Annotated in this window: 17 protein-coding genes; 8 read left to right on the top strand and 9 right to left on the bottom strand. The window is 61.6% G+C overall.

Features of this window, described 5'->3' with window-relative positions; genetic code table 11:
• Positions 1 to 198 precede the first annotated feature (198 nt).
• From GR212_RS08330 to GR212_RS08315, 4 genes are read left to right on the top strand one after another with little or no spacing between them, the layout of a single operon-like run.
• Positions 199 to 675, top strand: coding sequence for a MarR family winged helix-turn-helix transcriptional regulator (locus tag GR212_RS08330; RefSeq protein WP_163986048.1), 477 nt, complete (start codon positions 199 to 201; stop codon positions 673 to 675).
• On the top strand, positions 672 to 2744 hold the full coding sequence (locus GR212_RS08325; protein ID WP_163986047.1) for an FUSC family protein: 2073 nt from the start codon (positions 672 to 674) through the stop codon (positions 2742 to 2744). Before GR212_RS08330 ends, GR212_RS08325 begins: the two co-directional genes overlap by 4 nt.
• A 4-nt stretch (positions 2745 to 2748) precedes the next feature.
• Positions 2749 to 2958, top strand: a complete 210-nt coding sequence (locus GR212_RS08320) for a DUF1656 domain-containing protein (protein WP_163986046.1) — start codon at positions 2749 to 2751, stop codon at positions 2956 to 2958.
• A complete protein-coding gene (locus GR212_RS08315) occupies positions 2955 to 3845 on the top strand; it encodes an efflux RND transporter periplasmic adaptor subunit (protein WP_163986045.1) in 891 nt (296 codons plus the stop codon). Before GR212_RS08320 ends, GR212_RS08315 begins: the two co-directional genes overlap by 4 nt.
• A 31-nt stretch (positions 3846 to 3876) precedes the next feature.
• Here the strand turns inward: GR212_RS08315 and msrQ are convergent, their stop codons facing one another.
• Together msrQ and msrP are read right to left on the bottom strand one after the other, a co-directional pair.
• Positions 3877 to 4530, bottom strand: a complete 654-nt coding sequence (gene msrQ / locus GR212_RS08310) for a protein-methionine-sulfoxide reductase heme-binding subunit MsrQ (protein ID WP_163986044.1) — start codon at positions 4528 to 4530, stop codon at positions 3877 to 3879.
• Complete coding sequence (msrP, locus tag GR212_RS08305; RefSeq protein ID WP_163986042.1) at positions 4530 to 5480, bottom strand: protein-methionine-sulfoxide reductase catalytic subunit MsrP; 951 nt, start codon at positions 5478 to 5480, stop codon at positions 4530 to 4532. The genes msrQ and msrP overlap by 1 nt, the downstream gene beginning before the upstream one ends.
• 339 nt (positions 5481 to 5819) lie before the next feature.
• On the opposite strand from msrP, the gene ilvD reads away from it, so the two are divergent.
• Positions 5820 to 7658 (top strand): dihydroxy-acid dehydratase, encoded by a 1839-nt coding sequence (gene ilvD / locus GR212_RS08300; protein ID WP_163986040.1) that lies wholly within the window; start codon positions 5820 to 5822, stop codon positions 7656 to 7658.
• 215 nt (positions 7659 to 7873) lie between these two features.
• Here the strand turns inward: ilvD and GR212_RS08295 are convergent, their stop codons facing one another.
• Positions 7874 to 8218, bottom strand: coding sequence for a lysozyme inhibitor LprI family protein (locus GR212_RS08295; protein ID WP_163986038.1), 345 nt, complete (start codon positions 8216 to 8218; stop codon positions 7874 to 7876).
• 175 nt (positions 8219 to 8393) lie between these two features.
• On the opposite strand from GR212_RS08295, the gene GR212_RS08290 reads away from it, so the two are divergent.
• Together GR212_RS08290 and GR212_RS08285 are read left to right on the top strand one after the other, a co-directional pair.
• A complete protein-coding gene (locus tag GR212_RS08290) occupies positions 8394 to 9797 on the top strand; it encodes a DegQ family serine endoprotease (protein ID WP_163986036.1) in 1404 nt (467 codons plus the stop codon).
• Positions 9794 to 11110, top strand: a complete 1317-nt coding sequence (locus GR212_RS08285; RefSeq protein ID WP_163986034.1) for a replication-associated recombination protein A — start codon at positions 9794 to 9796, stop codon at positions 11108 to 11110. Before GR212_RS08290 ends, GR212_RS08285 begins: the two co-directional genes overlap by 4 nt.
• Positions 11111 to 11118: 8 nt before the next feature.
• Here the strand turns inward: GR212_RS08285 and GR212_RS08280 are convergent, their stop codons facing one another.
• From GR212_RS08280 to GR212_RS08255, 6 genes are all read right to left on the bottom strand, one after another.
• Positions 11119 to 11448, bottom strand: a complete 330-nt coding sequence (locus tag GR212_RS08280; protein ID WP_163986033.1) for a DUF1883 domain-containing protein — start codon at positions 11446 to 11448, stop codon at positions 11119 to 11121.
• Positions 11449 to 11553: 105 nt separating this feature from the next.
• On the bottom strand, positions 11554 to 11823 hold the full coding sequence (locus GR212_RS08275; protein ID WP_163986030.1) for a hypothetical protein: 270 nt from the start codon (positions 11821 to 11823) through the stop codon (positions 11554 to 11556).
• Positions 11824 to 11856: 33 nt separating this feature from the next.
• The gene (locus GR212_RS08270; RefSeq protein ID WP_163986028.1) at positions 11857 to 12054 is read right to left on the bottom strand and encodes a hypothetical protein; all 198 of its coding nucleotides are present in this window, start codon (positions 12052 to 12054) and stop codon (positions 11857 to 11859) included.
• 141 nt (positions 12055 to 12195) lie between these two features.
• Positions 12196 to 13137, bottom strand: coding sequence for a 4-hydroxy-tetrahydrodipicolinate synthase (gene dapA, locus GR212_RS08265; RefSeq protein WP_163986026.1), 942 nt, complete (start codon positions 13135 to 13137; stop codon positions 12196 to 12198).
• A gap of 12 nt (positions 13138 to 13149) precedes the next feature.
• Positions 13150 to 13377: a hypothetical protein gene (locus tag GR212_RS08260; RefSeq protein ID WP_163985748.1), complete on the bottom strand. Its 228-nt coding sequence runs from the start codon at positions 13375 to 13377 to the stop codon at positions 13150 to 13152.
• A 182-nt stretch (positions 13378 to 13559) separates the two neighbouring features.
• Positions 13560 to 14576: a ketopantoate reductase family protein gene (locus tag GR212_RS08255; protein WP_163986024.1), complete on the bottom strand. Its 1017-nt coding sequence runs from the start codon at positions 14574 to 14576 to the stop codon at positions 13560 to 13562.
• 232 nt (positions 14577 to 14808) lie between these two features.
• Between GR212_RS08255 and GR212_RS08250 the strand changes: the two genes are divergently transcribed.
• Positions 14809 to 16728, top strand: a complete 1920-nt coding sequence (locus GR212_RS08250) for a hypothetical protein (RefSeq protein ID WP_163986023.1) — start codon at positions 14809 to 14811, stop codon at positions 16726 to 16728.
• The last annotated feature ends 3 nt before the right edge of the window (positions 16729 to 16731 follow it).

Below are 16731 nucleotides of genomic sequence, written 5' to 3'. Positions count from 1 at the left end.
CGCTCACCGCGAAAGCCTCCCGCTTTTCCTCGAATCGCGAAAACGCTCTATCCTTTTGTTTTCACGCAATTCCAGACGGAAAACCGCTATATATTCTTCCGGGAATTGCTCTGGATGCATGGCTGCATTTCGCATTTCCGATAGCACTTCGGGTCATAATAATTTGAATCCTAATTAGTTTAGTGCTAATAAGTTTCCATGAAATCGTCAAACGCCCTACAACGCCTCTTCACCGCCAATCTGCTAACGACCGGTCGCCAATGGCGGCGCGTCGTCGATCTCGCGCTGAGCTCCTATGGCATATCGGAAGCCGCGGCTGCGCCGCTGCTTTGGATCGGCCGTCTGGGGGGAGGCGTGCGGCAGGTGGTTCTCGCCACCTATGTCGGTATCGAAGGCCCGTCGCTGGTCCGGCTGCTCGATCAGCTCGAAAGCATGGATCTCGTCATCCGCAGGGACGACCCGACGGATCGGCGCGCGAAGGGCCTGTGGCTGACCGCCGAAGGCGAGGTGCTCGCTTCCCGCATGGAGGACGCCCTCGACGAGTTGCGCGGCAAGATCCTCGCCAATGTCGATCCTGCCGATATCGAAGCCGCCGTTCGAGTCCTGAAGGCTTTCGAGGAATTCGAATCGCCGAAGATTGGCGGGGCCGAGCAGGAGCGGGAGAAGGTCCTATGAACATTCCATCCTGGCGCGACTGGCTGTTTTCGGTCAAAGCCTTCATTGCGGCTATCATGGCGCTGTTCATCGCGCTGTCGCTGGACCTGCCGCGCCCCTATTGGGCGATGGCCGCCGTCTATGTGGTTGCCAATCCTCTTGCCGGAGCGACGAGTTCCAAGGGACTTTATCGCGCTCTCGGCACACTCATCGGCGCCAGCGCGTCGGTGATCCTGATCCCGCTCTTCGTGAATGCGCCGGAGTTGCTTTCCATTGTCGTCGCGCTGTGGACCGGCACGCTGCTGTTCATCTCGATGCTCGATCGCACCTCGCGCAGCTATGTCTTCATGCTTGCCGGTTATTCCCTGCCGCTGATCGCGCTGCCGACCGTCGGAGCACCCGAAACCGTTTTCGATGTGGCGTTGGCCCGCTCGGAAGAGATCATCATCGGCATCGTCTGCGCGAGCGTCGTCAGCGCCATTATCTTTCCAAGCAGCGTCGGTTCGGTGCTCGGCCAGCGCATCGGCTCCTGGCTGGATGATGCCGGCACCTGGGCGGACGAGATCCTGCGCGGCGAGGGCGCTTCGCCGGCAACCCCGCTGAAGCGGCAGAAGCTTGCGTCAGACGTCACCGGTCTCGATCTCGTCATCAGCCAGCTCAAATATGATGCGGGCAGCCGCGATATCGTCCGGCATTCCCGCGAGCTGCGCGGCCGCCTGTTGATGCTGCTGCCGCTGTTTTCCTCGCTTGCCGACCGGCTGCATGCCCTGAAAGCTGGTGGAAAGCCGCTATCGCAGGAGCTGGTCGCCGTGCTGAACGATATCGCCGACTGGCTCGGGCAGGGCGGACGCGGCAAGGCTGACGAGACCGCCGATATCCTGTCGAAGAAGATCGAGGAATTGCAGGAGAATGACCTGGATCTCGGCTGGGACGATCTCGTCCGGTCGAGCGCTCTGGCTCGCCTGAAGGAAATCGTCGATCTCTGGCAGGATTGTCTGACGCTGCGCGATCAGATCGCCTCCGGACAGCAGGTCGGCACCTGGCGTCCTGCCTTCCGCCATCGCAACGTCGTCGGCCATATCAGGCACTATGACTACGCGCTGCTTGCCTTCTCGGCCGGCACCGTCGTCGTCGGGATTGCGGTCGCCTGCTTCTTCTGGATCTATTCCGGATGGGAGGACGGGGCTGGCTTCGTCACCATGGCAGCCGTTGCATGCTCGTTCTTCGCCTCGTTCGATCGGCCCGCTCCCTTCATCACGTCGATGTTTGTCTGGAGCGCGGTGAGCGTGGTCATCGCCTGTGCCTATATCTTCGCCATATTGCCGTCCATATCCGGCTTCGAGATGCTGGCGCTGGTCTTTGCGCCTCCTTTCCTGGTGATGGGCTTGCTGATACCGCGACCGCAGATGAACATGCTGGCCATGCTGCTGGCGGTGAACAGCGCGTCTTTCATTGCACTGCAGGATCGCTATACGGCCGATTTCGCAAGCTTCGCCAACAGCTCGATCTCGAGCCTGGCAGGCATGGGTTTCGCCCTGGTCTGGACCCTGCTTACCCGTCCGTTTGGTTCGGAGCTCGCCGCCTGGCGGCTCGTTAAGGCCGGCTGGACCGATCTTGCCGAAACCGCAGCCGGCATCCGCCGCGCCGACCATGAGCGCCTCTCCGGCCGCATTCTGGATCGTCTCGGTCAGCTTGTACCGCGTCTTGCAATTGTCGAAGATCGCGAGCTGAAAAAGGTCGATGGCTATGCGGATGTCCGTCTCGGCTTCAACGTGCTGATGCTGCAAAAGGAGCGCGGCCAATTGAAATCCGCCGCCGCCGCATCCGTCAGCGAAGTCCTGATCGGCGTCTCGGATTTCTATCGCTCACGGCTGAAAGCCAAGAGCGCCGTCGACCCCTCCGACGAATTGCGCATCTCGATCGACCATAGCCTCGAGGCAGTCGCACGGGAAAAACGGCAATCGAGCCGAGCGAGCCTCGATGCGCTCGTGGGCCTTCGCCGCGCGCTTTTCCCCCATGCCGAGCCGCCTGCAAGCTGGCGACCGCCCGTATCGGATACAACTCAACCTCTTTCCATTGCCGCCGAGTAATATCATGCCCGCAGAATTCGATCTTTATGGCGTCTACGTTCCACGCCTTCTCGTACTCATGCTCATGACGCTGTTTGTCGTCATCATCCTTCGACGCCTGCTCGCATGGGCCGGAGCCTACACTCTGGTCTGGCATCGCGGTCTCTTCGATCTCGCGCTTTACGTCCTGCTGCTCGGCGCCGTCTCCTCTGTCTCCCGTTGGTACTTCACATGAACGCGTTAAAACTCATCGGCCGTGTGGCCGTCACTCTCATCTTCGTCGTTGCCGCCGTCTATGTCGGCCGCCAGCTTTGGGGTCATTACATGGATGAGCCCTGGACGCGCGACGCGCGCCTGCGGGCCGATGTCGTCGGCATCGCGCCTGATGTCTCCGGTCTCGTGAGCGAAGTCCTCGTCAAGGACAACCAGACCGTCAAGAAGGGCGATGTTCTCTTCCGTGTCGATCGCGATCGCTTTGCCATCGCTCTCGAACAGGCGGATGCAGCGCTTGCGAGCAGCAATGCCGCTCTCGATCAGGCTCGCCGCGAAAGCGAGCGGCAGGGGCGCCTCGGCGATGCCGCGTCGCTTCAGCAGAAGGAACAGGCGCAGACGACCGAGCAGCAGGCGGAGGCCGCTCTCCGTCAGGCGACCGCCAATCGCGAGCTCGCTCAGCTGAACCTCGACCGTTCCGAAGTTCACGCTACCGTCAACGGCACGATTTCGAACCTCAGCCTGCGCCCGGGCGACTACGTTTCGGCCGGAACAGCCAAGGTGGCATTGATCGATACCGATTCCCTGCGTGTCGAAGGCTATTTCGAGGAAACCAAGCTGCCGCGCATCCATGTCGGCGACGAGGTTGCCATCCACTTGATGGGGCAGGCCGAAAAGCTGACCGGCCATGTCGAAAGCATCGCCTACGGCATCGAGGACCGTGAACGGACCTCCGGCAGCCTGCTTGCCAACATTACGCCGACCTTCAGCTGGGTGCGCCTGGCGCAGCGTGTGCCGGTGCGCATCGCGCTCGACAAGGTGCCTGACGGCACGAAGCTGATTGCCGGCCTGACGGCAACCGTCGAGGTGCAGGAGCACGGCCAGGCCAAGATCGCCAGCGCTGCGGAATGACCATTGCCTGAAAAGGAGAGAGCGGCCGCGTTCAGGCCGCTCGGGAATTGGAAGCCGCGGCCGGCCTGCGCGCAGCCCGGCGTTTTTCCATCATGATCGGCCTGTAGGATCTATAGAGGATCATCGCGATCAGCAGGCCGATATAGATAAACTGCTCCAGCGACAGGATCTTGGTCGACAGCGCGAAGTGCAGCGCGCCGCAGGCGGCGACGATGTAGACCAGGCGATGCAGCCAGATCCACTTCTTGCCGAGGCGCTTGATCGAGACGTTGTTCGAGGTCACGGCAAGCGCCAGCAGCATGACGAGGCCCGCCATACCGAACATGATGAAGGGCCGCTTCAGCACGTCGTCGATGACGGCCTGCACGTCCAGCGCCTGATCGAGGACCATATAGACGGTCAGATGCATCAGGGCGTAGTAGAAACAGAGCAGGCCGAGCGCGCGGCGATAGCGCAGATAATTCCAGCCGAAGAGATCCCGAAGCGGCGTCACCGCCAGCGTCAGCAGCAGAAAGCGGATCGCCCACAGTCCCAGGAAAAGCTCGAAGGTCTTGACCGCGTCGGCGCCGAGCTGGTCGGTCGCGCCGAGATAGAATTCCCAGGCGGCCGGCAGCAGCCCGACGACATAAAGCGCCCAGACGGAAGCAGGTTGCCAGCGCTTGGGCAGGGCGAAGGAGAAAGCCATCAGAAATTCACCCTGAGGTCCATGCCGCTATAGAGACTGGCGACCTGGTCGGCATAACCGTTGAAGGGCAGGGTGGGATGGCGGTTGGAGCCGAAGAACCCGCCTTCGCCGATGCGCCGCTCGGTCGCCTGGCTCCAGCGCGGATGGTCGACGGCCGGATTGACGTTGGCGTAGAAGCCGTATTCCTGGCTGTTGGTCGCCTGCCAGGTGTTCAGCGGCTGCTTGTCGGTGAGCGTGATGCGCACGATCGACTTGATGCCCTTGAAGCCGTATTTCCACGGCACGACAAGGCGGATCGGCGCACCGTTCTGGTTCGGCAGCGTTTCGCCGTAGAGGCCGACGGCGAGCAGCGTGAGGGGATTGCGCGCCTCGTCCAGTCGCAGGCCTTCGACATAGGGCCAGTCCAGCGATTGCAGGAGGCCGGACTGCCCCGGCATTTCCTCCGGCCTGACAACCGTCTCGAAGGCGACGAATTTTGCGCTCCCCTGCGGCTCTACCTTGTCGAGCAGGGCCGAGAGCGGAAAGCCGTCCCATGGGATGACCATCGACCATGCCTCGACGCAGCGCATGCGATAGACGCGTTCTTCCGGCGGAAACTCCTTGATGAGGGCATCGACATCGAAAGTGCCCGGCTTGTTGACCATGCCGTCAACCGTGATAGTCCAGGGCCGTGGCTTGAATTTCCCGGAAAGATTGGCCGGATCGGCCTTGTCGAGGCCGAATTCGTAAAAATTGTTGTAGGTGGTGACATCCTTGATCGGCGTCAGCTTTTCATCGACCGTGTAATTGCTCTTGGTCGCCGTCAGCGCCTCGGCCAGCGCCGCCTTGCCACCGATGGCAGCCATGCCGATGCCGGTCGCTGCGGCCGTCAGGAATTCGCGGCGCCTGAGATAGGCCGAGCGCGGCGTGATCTCGGATGGCGCAATTTTCGGCGGACGGAAAGCAGCCATGAAACAATTCCTCTATGCGATTGCGGTTTCGATATGAGCAATACGCGGTGGGCGCAGATTTTGTTACACTCCTAGGCCGGTATCTCTTTGGAAGTGAAACCAACTTTTTGTGTGCGCTTGTGATCGGGTCGCTGCATTCCCAATTCTAGACTTGCGCCCTGATGGCGCGGATGCGGCCGTTGCCCCTGCGGCGTACCGGATTCGCTTGAGTTGATAGTGACAGTATTGCACGATTGGATTAGGACAATTCCAAAAAGCGGAGTTGTCGGCGTCCTCTTCGGCCAGAAAGCTTGGGCCTTGCCGACGCCGCACGAATTCCAGGATGACGAGGAAGACACCATGCCAGCTTATCGTTCCAGAACCACCACCCACGGCCGCAACATGGCCGGCGCACGCGGCCTTTGGCGCGCAACGGGTATGAAGGACAGCGATTTCGGCAAGCCCATTATCGCGGTGGTCAACTCCTTCACCCAGTTCGTGCCCGGCCACGTTCACTTGAAGGATCTCGGCCAGCTTGTCGCGCGCGAGATCGAGGCGGCCGGCGGCGTTGCCAAGGAGTTCAACACCATCGCCGTCGATGACGGTATCGCCATGGGGCACGACGGCATGCTCTATTCGCTGCCCTCGCGCGAACTCATTGCCGACAGCGTCGAATACATGGTCAACGCCCATTGCGCCGACGCCATGGTCTGCATCTCCAACTGCGACAAGATCACCCCCGGCATGCTCATGGCCTCGCTGCGCCTGAACATCCCGACGGTCTTCGTTTCCGGCGGCCCGATGGAAGCCGGCAAGGTCGTGTTGCACGGCAAGAAGGTCGCTCTCGACCTCGTGGACGCCATGGTTGCCGCTGCCGACGACAAGATCAGCGACGAGGACGTTCAGGTCATCGAGCGCTCCGCCTGTCCGACCTGCGGTTCCTGTTCCGGCATGTTTACCGCCAATTCGATGAACTGCTTGACGGAGGCGCTCGGCCTGTCGCTGCCCGGCAACGGCTCGACGCTCGCCACCCATGCCGATCGCAAGCGCCTTTTTGTCGAGGCCGGCCATCTGATCGTCGATCTCGCCCGCCGCTATTACGAGCAGGATGACAGCAACGCCCTGCCGCGCACCATCGCTTCGAAGCAGGCTTTCGAAAACGCCATGGCGCTCGACATCGCCATGGGCGGCTCGACCAATACGGTTCTGCACATTCTTGCCGCCGCGCATGAAGGCGAAATCGATTTCACCCTGGCCGATATCGATGCCCTGTCGCGGCGCGTGCCATGCCTGTCGAAGGTCGCGCCGGCAAAGAGCGACGTCCACATGGAAGACGTGCACCGCGCCGGCGGCATCATGTCGATCCTCGGCGAACTCGACAAGGGCGGCCTCATCAACCGCGATTGCCCGACGGTCCATGCCGAAACGCTCGGTGACGCCATCGATCGCTGGGATATCACCCGCACCAACAGCGAGAGCGTCCGCGAATTCTTCCGCGCGGCTCCCGGCGGCGTTCCGACGCAGGTCGCGTTCAGCCAGAGCTCCCGCTGGGACGAACTCGACACCGACCGCGAGACTGGCGTCATCCGCTCCGTCGAGCATCCCTTCTCCAAGGACGGCGGTCTCGCCGTCCTCAAGGGCAATCTGGCGCTCGACGGCTGCATCGTGAAGACGGCCGGCGTCGATGAATCGATCCTGAAGTTCTCCGGCCCGGCAAAGGTCTTCGAAAGCCAGGATTCGGCCGTCAAGGGCATCCTCAGCAACGAGGTCAAGGCCGGCGACGTCGTCGTCATCCGCTACGAAGGCCCCAAGGGCGGCCCCGGCATGCAGGAAATGCTCTATCCGACGAGCTATCTGAAGTCGAAGGGTCTCGGCAAGGCTTGCGCGCTCATCACCGATGGCCGTTTCTCCGGCGGCACGTCCGGCCTCTCCATCGGCCACGCTTCGCCGGAAGCGGCAAACGGCGGCGCGATCGGCCTGGTGCGCGAAGGCGACATGATCGACATCGATATTCCGAACCGCACCATCAGCCTGCGCATCGACGACAAGGAGCTTGCCGCTCGCCGCGAAGCCCAGAACGTCAAGGGCTGGCATCCGGCCGAAGCACGCAAGCGCAACGTCACCACAGCGCTGAAAGCCTATGCTGCGTTTGCCACGAGCGCTGACCGCGGCGCGGTCAGAGATCTCGGTGGGAAATAACCAAGCCCCTTCGCCCCGCAGAGCGGGGAGAAGGTGGACTCGAACGGTCGAGCGGAGCTCGGCCGCGAGAGGACGGATGAGGGGCTTTCAGGAGATTTGCCGCGAAAGCATAGTCTGCCTGATGCGCGCTTGCCCCTCACCCTAGCCCTCTCCCCCGCAGGCGGGGAGAGGGGACATTTTCGGCGTAAGCCCTTAAGCCATTGCAAACCAAGCCCTTACAGCGGCCGATTGATCTGCTTGTAGGTGTCGTTCAGCACCTTCAGGCGCTCCTCGTAGGACGAAGTGAGGCAGGCGACATCGGCGCCACAGGCTTGCCGTTTCTTCAGCCATTCCGTCTGCTGATCCTGCATCGTGCCGCGCGCGCCCATGGCGAGCAGGCCGGAGAGCAGATCGAAGGTCGTCACCATCTTCACATCGGCATCGTTGAGTGCCCGGACATCGCATATCGTCTTCTCGTCCGGCTTCAGGGTCTGCGCCTCGCAATCGAAGCTTGCGGCATGGGAGGTGCCGGCCATGACGAAGGTGAAGACGAAGATGGCGGCAAGATGGTTCGATCGCATGTCTGGTTCCCTTTTCACGATTCCCAACGCGAAATGCATGACAGCATGTTTTTGTTCAACGAGCCTATTTTTTATCGCCGCAAACGTCCATTTATGCTTCATGCTTCCGCCCTCTTTTCTTTCTAGCGTCGGGCGCTACAACGTTGTTTAAAGAGAATTAAAAAGGGAAACCTCCATGCATGTCCTCCTGAAGCGCGCTGCCGTTTCGATGATTGCCCTCGTCATGGCGATGCCGCTTTCCGTTCAGGCCCAGACGGCGAAGACGTTGCCACAAAGCCAGACGCAGATGCAGCTTTCCTTCGCCCCGCTCGTCAAGCAGACGTCCGGTGCCGTGGTGAACGTCTATGCCGAGCGCGTGGTGCAGCGTCAGTCTCCCTTTGCCGGCGATCCCTTCTTCGAGCAGTTCTTCGGCCAGCGCATGCCGAATCGCACCGAGAAGCAATCGTCGCTGGGTTCGGGCGTCATCGTGGAGGCAAACGGCACGGTCATCACCAACAACCACGTCGTTGATGGTGCCGACGATATCAAGATCGCGCTTTCGGATGGCCGCGAGTTTCCGTGCAAGGTCATTCTGAAGGACGATCGGGTCGATCTCGCGGTGCTGAAGATCGAGTCGAAGAACGAGACCTTCCCCATCCTGCCCCTCGGCAACTCCGATGGCATCGAGGTCGGCGATCTCGTGCTGGCGATCGGCAATCCCTTCGGTGTCGGGCAGACGGTGACGAGCGGCATCGTTTCGGCGCTCGCCCGCAATCAGGTGAAGAACGAGGTTGGCTTCTTCATCCAGACCGATGCCTCGATCAACCCCGGCAATTCGGGCGGCGCGCTCGTCAACATGACCGGCGAGCTGATCGGGCTCAATACGGCGATCTTTTCCCAGGGCGGCGGCTCCAACGGCATTGGCTTCGCCATCCCCGCCAATCTGGTCAAGGTCTTCCTTGCCGCAGCCGATCGTGGCGACAAATCCTTCGAGCGCCCCTATATCGGCGCCTCCTTCGAGCCCGTGACATCCGATGTCGCCGAAGCGCTTGGCCTGGACAAGGTGCGCGGTGCGCTGGTGACCAAGGTGGTCGATGGCGGCCCGGCGGCCAAGGCCGGGCTCAAGCCGGGCGAGGTCATTACGGCGCTGAACAACATCTCCATCGAGCATCCCGACGCGCTCGGCTACCGCCTGACCACGGCCGGTCTCGGCGCGACGGTGTCGTTGACCGTGCTGGACAATGGCAAGGAACACGAGACCACGATGACGCTTGCCGCGGCGCCCGAATCCACGCCGCGCGACGAACGGGTGATCGAGGGCAACAATCCGTTCTCCGGCGCGACCGTTGCCAATCTCTCGCCGCGCGTTGCCGATGATCTGCACATGCCCCCGGATTCCACGGGCGTCGTCATCGAGAGCCTGAAGCCGAACTCGCCGGCCGATCGCCTCGGATTTGCCGCGCGCGATATCGTCATCTCCATCAATGGCGTCACCATCAACACCACGGAGATCCTTCAGAAGACCGTTACCTCCAACCCAAGCTTCTGGCGCGTCGAAATCGAGCGCGACGGCCAGCGCATCCGGCAGTTCTTCCGATGAGCGATGACCTGTTTGCACCGCGGATACCGGAGGAGGTCGCCAACAAGCGGCCTCTGGCCGATCGTCTGCGGCCGCAAACATTGGCCGAAGTCACCGGCCAGCCGCATTTGACGGGTGAGGATGGCGTGCTGCGCCGGATGATCGAGGCGGGTTCTCTCGGCTCCATGATCTTCTGGGGGCCTCCCGGCACCGGCAAGACGACGGTCGCGCGGTTGCTTTCGGGCGAGGCGGGCCTTGCCTTCGAACAGATTTCGGCGATCTTTTCCGGTGTCGCCGATCTGAAGAAGGTGTTCGAGACGGCGCGTCTGCGCCGCATGGACGGCCGCCAGACCCTGCTTTTCGTCGATGAGATCCATCGCTTCAATCGCGCGCAGCAGGATAGCTTCCTGCCCGTGATGGAAGACGGCACCGTCATTCTGGTGGGAGCGACGACCGAAAATCCGTCCTTCGAGCTCAATGCCGCTCTTCTCTCTCGCGCCCGCGTTCTGACATTCCGCTCGCATGACGAGGAAAGCCTGGAGGAGCTGCTGCGCCGCGCCGAAGCGGTAGAGGGCAAGCCGCTGCCGCTGACGGAGGATGCCAGGGCCAGCCTGATCCGCATGGCCGACGGCGACGGCCGCTCGGTTCTGACGTTGGCGGAGGAAGTCTGGCGCGCGGCGCGCAAGGACGAGCTTTTCGATCCCGATATGCTGGTCAAGATCGTCCAGCGCCGCGCACCGGTCTATGACAAGGCGCAGGACGGGCACTACAATCTGATCTCGGCGCTGCATAAATCGGTTCGCGGCTCAGACCCCGACGCAGCACTTTACTACCTCGCGCGCATGTTCGATGCCGGCGAGGATCCGCTCTATCTCGGCCGCCGGCTGGTGCGCATGGCGGTCGAAGATATCGGCCTTGCCGATCCGCAAGCTCTGGTAATCTGCAACGCGGCCAAGGATGCCTATGATTATCTGGGGTCGCCGGAAGGTGAATTGGCGCTGGCGCAGGCCTGCGTCTATCTTGCGACCGCGCCGAAATCCAATGCCGTCTACACGGCCTTCAAGGCAGCGACGCAGGCCGCCAAGCAGAATGGCTCGCTCCTGCCGCCGAAGCACATCCTCAATGCACCCACCAAGCTGATGCGCACCGAAGGATATGGCGACGGCTATCGTTACGATCACGACGAGCCGGATGCCTTTTCAGGCCAGAATTACTTTCCCGAGAAAATGGGTCGCCAGACCTTTTACGATCCGCCGGAGCGCGGCTTCGAGCGCGAAATCCGCAAGCGGCTGGACTGGTGGGCGAAGCTGCGCAAGGAGCGCGGCGAGCGCTGATCTGCGCATCACCTGTCGGCGACGTCCTGCGGTGCTTTCTGTATGCGGGGAGCAGCCGTCTTGTCGACCATTTTCACGCTCGATTCCGCCAGGCTCTTGTGCCCTTCCATATCGACGACCAGATGCCAATGGCCGGCCTCCGGAATGCTCAGTCGAATCGGTGATTTCTTGGCGACGCCGCCCAGGAATTGATGCTTGAGCGTCTCGGTAAATCGCTCGAAATTCGAGCTGTTCATCAACCGGACATTGGCGACGGCCGATAGCGTGATTTCAATCACCGTACCGGCGCGTTGTTCCTTGAGATCATAGTGGCTGTAGCGGAAGGCAGGCTTCGACATCGTGTTTCTATTTTCTGGGACACCCGGCCTGGAAGCCTACCGAAGGCGGGTTAAGGAAGCGTTCGGCCGGATGCCGCAGCTGTCGAAGCCCGCGATCGGGCAGGGCTAGTGCAGGTTGGAGGAGTGGACCGCGAAGCCGTCCAGGTCGAGGATGGCGCCTTCGGGCGCAAGGCAGATGTCGGCCGGATTATGGTTGCATTCTTCAGCCGCGAAGTGCAGGGCGGCCGCTTCGTTGCGGAACAGGCCGCCGACGAGGCCCATCCTGTCCTGAACGATCCAGCCGCCACGGCGGTCCCGGCCGATGATGAAGCGAGCGGGAGCCGGCGAGAGCGGACTATGAGCCGAGCGACGCTGAATATGCTGTGCGTTTGCCATTGTATTCTTCCTCTTGGATCTCTGCGATTTCACTCAATGTCCGGTCAGGCGCAGCGCGATTTGCAGGGCGCCGGCGATCAGGAGAACAAGCCCGAGGCGTGGAGCGACGGAGCGAAGCCCGTCCAGCAGTGCATCCGAAGAGATGTGCCGCTCGCTCGTTGCGAAGCCCGCGGCACGAGGGCGTTGAAGGGGATCGGCTGATAGGCCGACATGCCTGTAGCGTGACATCATGGTTCCTTTCCGTGTCACCAGCACCGCCGGTCCGACAAGACCCTTTCCGGTGCTACGCTCTTGAATCTATGAGGGAGTTGCTAGGATTTCCATTTGCCTGAAACGGCAAAAATATAAAAATTTCATAGGGATGAAGCGGTTTCACAATCCCAGGCGATAGGCATGGCGGGACGCGAACCGTCCGCTGCCGTCGAGCTGAAACGGTGTGATTGCCGCCCGGATGGCCGCTGCCGTCTCATCGGCGACGCCGACCAACGGCAAACGCATATCCGCCTCGATATCCCTGACCAGTGACAGGGCGTACTTGACCGTTGTCGGCTCGCTTTCGCGTGCGAGTGCGCCGAGCAAGGGTTGCAGCCGCTCGTCGATGGATCGGGACGCGCTGATGTTTCCACAAATGGCCGAATGCTGCATGGAATGAAAGAGCCGCGGGACGATATTGGATGCGCCGGAAAAGCAGCCGTTGCCGCCGGCAGCGGTAAAGGCGAGCGCGCAGGCGTCGTTCGACGTGTAGAGGCCGAATCGCTCCGGCAGCAAGGAACGCCAGAGATCGAGGCGCGAGACATCGCCGCTGCCATCGGCGATCCCTACGATCCCTCGAATTTCCGCCAACCGCGCGACCGTCGCAGGGGTGAGGTCGATCGCGGTATGCGATGGCTGATTGTGGACGATGATGGGCAGCTCGGTCCGCGCCGCGAGCTGTTCGAAATGGTGAATGACACCGTTTTGCGTCGGCTTGGAATAATAGGGAACCGTCACGAAGGCGGCGTCGGCGCCGAGCCGCTGCGCCTGGATCGTTTCCTCTATGGTCGTGGCCGTGTCATTGGTCCCGGTCGCGACGATGACGGGCACCTTGTCGTCGGAAAGTTCGATGCAGATCTCGATGGCGCGGATGCGTTCGGCCTCTGTCAGCGTCGGACCCTCGCCCGTCAGGGAACAGACCAGAAGGCCGTCGATCCCGCTCAGCAACTGCCATTCGATATGCGCCATCATATCGACGCCATCGAAAATGCCATCTCGAAAAGGCGTGACAAGGGCGGTCATCGCACCGCCGATGCGTCTCTGAAAAGTCGGTCTACTCATGTCGGCGAAATCTCAAAGATAGTGCAGCACGATGAACAGCTCGAGGCCGCCGAGCAGAAGCCCGAAGGCGAACATGGCCTGAAAGGTGCGTTTTTCGCGAACTTGCCGATTGTGGGGCGAGCGTTTGCACCGGTTTTTTACGCCCGGCACCGCTGCCGCGGTGCGGTGACGTCTCTCATCGCTGTTGTGGACCAGGACACGGATGGATTCCGTCAGATTGGGTGCGTGCGTGTCGAGCATGGGGTCGATCTCCATATTTCGCCGCAAGCGTAACGCCGCCGTTCATAGGAAATCCATTCGCAGCCAAAGGTGAAGAAGTAAGGGAGATATAAAGAGCCGCCATACCCGCAATTGATCCGGCAATAGGCCTGTGGCCCATTGCCGGAAAGTCGGAGGGCTCTTCGCGCGCCCTCGATCTCCAGTCAGCCCGCGTCCTGCTGGTTCTTGCGGTCGAGTTGCGTCACCAGCGCCAGGATCGTCGCGGAAATTGGTGTCGGTACGTTCACGAGCTTGCCGAGCGACACGACGACACCGACGAGCGGCGTGATTTCCAGTGCCTTGCCGGCAAGCAGATCCTGCAGCATCGACGTGCGCACGGGGCCGATCTGGCGCGAGCGATCAAGCCGCTCTTCCACGGACATGGCGACTTGCGATCCCAATGCCTCCGCAACGGCTTTGACCTCGCCCATCACCTGGCCGACCATCGCCGCCAGCGCGGGATCTTCCATGATGTCGGACATCAAGCCGCGGGTGAGCGCACTGATCGGATTGAAGGCGGCGTTGCCCATCAGCTTGCTCCAGATATCGTCGCGAATGCGCGAGGAAATGGAGATGTTGACGCCGGCCTGCCGAAGAAGCGCCGCTATGGCTTCGATATCCGCCGTTGTCTCGCCGGAAGGCTCGCCAAGGATGAAGTGGCCGCTGTTGCTGAGCTTGACCTCGCCGGGCGCGATGACCTCCGCTCCCTGATAGGCAACGCAGCCGATGACGCGCTCGGGCCCGATCAGGCGCCAGAGATCGCCGTTCGGATCGAGTTCTTCCATCTGGTATTCGGCATGGCCGCTCTGCCGGTCCCGATGAAAATACCACCACGGCACGCCGTTGAGGATCATCACGACGCGGGTCCCCGAATGCAGCAGTTTGGCAATTCCGGGAACGGCGGCGGCAAGCTGATGACCTTTGAGCCCGGTGATGACGAGATCCTGCGGCGGCAATTCGCCGGCATCGGCCGTTGCCGTCATCTGCGCGACAAGGGGGCTGTTCGCACCGGATTCCCACAGGCTCAGGCCGCCCGAGCGGATGGCATCCAGGTGAGCACCACGCGCGACGACGGAAATCTGCGTCTGCGCTCCCTTGGCGGAAGCGAGCTTCGTGGCGATCGCGCCACCCAGCGCGCCGGCGCCGTAGATGCAGATGTTCTTGAAGGGGGAAGACGTCATGGCTTGATGCTCCGAATGAGATCGCGTGTTTTGAAAAGATATGTCGCGTTTTCGATTTGGCGAAGGGCTGTCGGGTTGGAGGCAATTGGAATTGAAAATCGCCGGACCTTCCTACACACTACAGGCTTATGGGAATTTCACCACGCTCATCCGAGCCCGAATGAGAGCCGCCGGTAAAAAGGAAGAGGTTTTTCCGCCAGCGTGGTCTCGCGTGGATTTTGTGAACAGGATCATGTTTTCACTGAATGCATTTGGCAGCCTGCAACTTCTGGACAGCGACGGTCGCGAGGTTGCGTTTCCGGAAAAGGGCCTGTTGATCCTGGTCTATCTGATGCTGGAGCCAACGGCGCGCGCGTCACGCAGCGCGATCGCCCGGCTGTTGTGGGGAGACGACAATGGCAGCGCAAAAGTCAATCTGCGCAAGCTGGTTTCGCGCGTAAGGGCCCGCCAGGAAGCGCTTGGCAGGTCGTTTCTTCGTTTCAGCGAAACCGTCGTCGAACTCGAAACGCCGCCCTCGACCTCCGATCTTTGGTTTGCCCGCGGGGAGCAGGCCGAGCCGATGTTTGCGAGATTGAAACTGCTGGCGAAAACGCTCGAGGCGCAGTTCCTGCAGGGGATCGATTGCCAAAGCGCGGTTTTCGTTCATTGGCGCGAGGCGCAAAGACGCAGACATGTCGATGTGCTGAAGAAAGCGTTGACAGCCGCCGCCGCGGAAGCGACCGCAAACGATGATGTCGCGCTGGTGAAGGAAGCGGCGCTTCTTGTCCTGGGTGTCGACCCGGAAGATCGGGATATTCATCACATCCTGCTGCGGATATTCGATGCGGCGGGCGAGGTGGCGTATTTCAGGCAGACCTTCGAGCAGCGTGCCGAGCTGCTCGGTTCATGGTCGCTGCGGCAAGAGGACATTTTGGTGGCGCAGGCTGAAGGCGCCAATCTCCGTCATGAAAGAGCGTCGGCTGGGCGGGCGAGGGTCCGGATACCTCTACTCCTACTCCCATCCGCGGAGAGGCAAGATATAGGGTATGATGCCTCGTCCCTTGTGAACGATATCACCATCGGCTTCTGCGCGCTGGACAGCCTGGACATTGCGGGCCGCAACACGGCGGTCCGGATCGGCAAGGTTGGCGAGGGTGCCGCCGCGACGTTCGACCAATGGGACCGCTCCTACATTCTCGAGATGCGCCTCAGCGTGCGGGACGACGGCCCGCTGCTGTTCTTGCAACTGGTCGAGGCGGCCAGCGATGAAATCGTCTGGGCAGAGCGCACGAGCCTTGGGCAGTCGCCGTCCGAAGAGCAGAGGCAGACGGTCACGCGTCATATCGTATTGTCCCTTGCAGGGCAGATCGAGCGCCGGGAGATGATGAAGTCCCACTTCGCCGAAAACCCGACGGCCTATCATCGCTATCTCGCCGGCAGGCGCTACCTGGATCGCCTCTCGATCCCGAACCTGAGAAAAGCGCGGTCGGAACTGGAGGCGGCATTGCGGGGCAGCGGCCATTTCGCTCCTGCCTTGAGTTCGATTGCCCGGACCTATTCCAAGGAGTGGGTGCTGACCTCGGGCAGCGACGCGGCCCTGCTGGACGAGGCGGAAAATTACGCCATGCAGGCCATCGCAGCTCGGCGGGATATCGCCGACGGCTATCGCGAGTTCGGCATGACGAGGACCTTTCAGCGGGAAAACGACGAGAGCATCGAGGCGCTGCAACTGGCCGAAGCGCTCAATCCGGGCCACGCCGGCATCATTGCCGACCACGCCGAAGCGCTGCTCCATTCATCGCGGCCGGAGCTTGCGCTGACGAAGATAGAAAGTGCGATCGCGCTCAATCCGGTCAGCCCCGACACCTATCTTTGGACCGCTTCCGTGGCCAGCTACACGCTCGGCCGCTTCGAGACCGCTCTGGATTATATCGGCCGGATGGCCGATTCCCGCCTGGCGGACCGGGTTTCCGCAGCGAGCTGGGCCATGCTCGGAGAAGAGGAAAGGGCCGGCTTCTTCGTGCGGCGCATCCATCAAACCAATCCCGGTTTCGATGTCGATCGCTGGGTTTCCGTCATGCCGTTCAAGGAACAATGGCAGCGCGATATCTATAGCGAGGGGCTGCGCCGCGCGGGGTTCTGGAAAATTACCCCGAACACGGTCGGGGTGTAGACG

The organism is Martinezella lusitana (genome assembly GCF_010668395.1).
Lineage (GTDB): Bacteria > Pseudomonadota > Alphaproteobacteria > Rhizobiales > Rhizobiaceae > Rhizobium > Rhizobium lusitanum_A.
This window is presented reverse-complemented; position numbering and strand designations above follow the sequence as displayed.

What these genes read in the sequence shown, in the direction of transcription:
- GR212_RS08275 (WP_163986030.1), bottom strand. Translation starts at nt 11,823, where the DNA reads ATGGCAAACGCACAGCATATTCAGCGTCGCTCGGCTCATAGTCCGCTC.
- GR212_RS08270 (WP_163986028.1), bottom strand. Translation starts at nt 12,054, where the DNA reads ATGATGTCACGCTACAGGCATGTCGGCCTATCAGCCGATCCCCTTCAA.
- GR212_RS08260 (WP_163985748.1), bottom strand. Translation starts at nt 13,377, where the DNA reads ATGCTCGACACGCACGCACCCAATCTGACGGAATCCATCCGTGTCCTG.
- GR212_RS08330 (WP_163986048.1), top strand. Translation starts at nt 199, where the DNA reads ATGAAATCGTCAAACGCCCTACAACGCCTCTTCACCGCCAATCTGCTA.
- GR212_RS08280 (WP_163986033.1), bottom strand. Translation starts at nt 11,448, where the DNA reads ATGTCGAAGCCTGCCTTCCGCTACAGCCACTATGATCTCAAGGAACAA.
- GR212_RS08290 (WP_163986036.1), top strand. Translation starts at nt 8,394, where the DNA reads ATGCATGTCCTCCTGAAGCGCGCTGCCGTTTCGATGATTGCCCTCGTC.
- GR212_RS08285 (WP_163986034.1), top strand. Translation starts at nt 9,794, where the DNA reads ATGAGCGATGACCTGTTTGCACCGCGGATACCGGAGGAGGTCGCCAAC.
- GR212_RS08325 (WP_163986047.1), top strand. Translation starts at nt 672, where the DNA reads ATGAACATTCCATCCTGGCGCGACTGGCTGTTTTCGGTCAAAGCCTTC.
- GR212_RS08250 (WP_163986023.1), top strand. Translation starts at nt 14,809, where the DNA reads ATGTTTTCACTGAATGCATTTGGCAGCCTGCAACTTCTGGACAGCGAC.
- GR212_RS08255 (WP_163986024.1), bottom strand. Translation starts at nt 14,576, where the DNA reads ATGACGTCTTCCCCCTTCAAGAACATCTGCATCTACGGCGCCGGCGCG.
- GR212_RS08315 (WP_163986045.1), top strand. Translation starts at nt 2,955, where the DNA reads ATGAACGCGTTAAAACTCATCGGCCGTGTGGCCGTCACTCTCATCTTC.
- msrQ (WP_163986044.1), bottom strand. Translation starts at nt 4,530, where the DNA reads ATGGCTTTCTCCTTCGCCCTGCCCAAGCGCTGGCAACCTGCTTCCGTC.
- msrP (WP_163986042.1), bottom strand. Translation starts at nt 5,480, where the DNA reads ATGGCTGCTTTCCGTCCGCCGAAAATTGCGCCATCCGAGATCACGCCG.
- dapA (WP_163986026.1), bottom strand. Translation starts at nt 13,137, where the DNA reads ATGAGTAGACCGACTTTTCAGAGACGCATCGGCGGTGCGATGACCGCC.
- GR212_RS08320 (WP_163986046.1), top strand. Translation starts at nt 2,749, where the DNA reads ATGCCCGCAGAATTCGATCTTTATGGCGTCTACGTTCCACGCCTTCTC.
- GR212_RS08295 (WP_163986038.1), bottom strand. Translation starts at nt 8,218, where the DNA reads ATGCGATCGAACCATCTTGCCGCCATCTTCGTCTTCACCTTCGTCATG.
- ilvD (WP_163986040.1), top strand. Translation starts at nt 5,820, where the DNA reads ATGCCAGCTTATCGTTCCAGAACCACCACCCACGGCCGCAACATGGCC.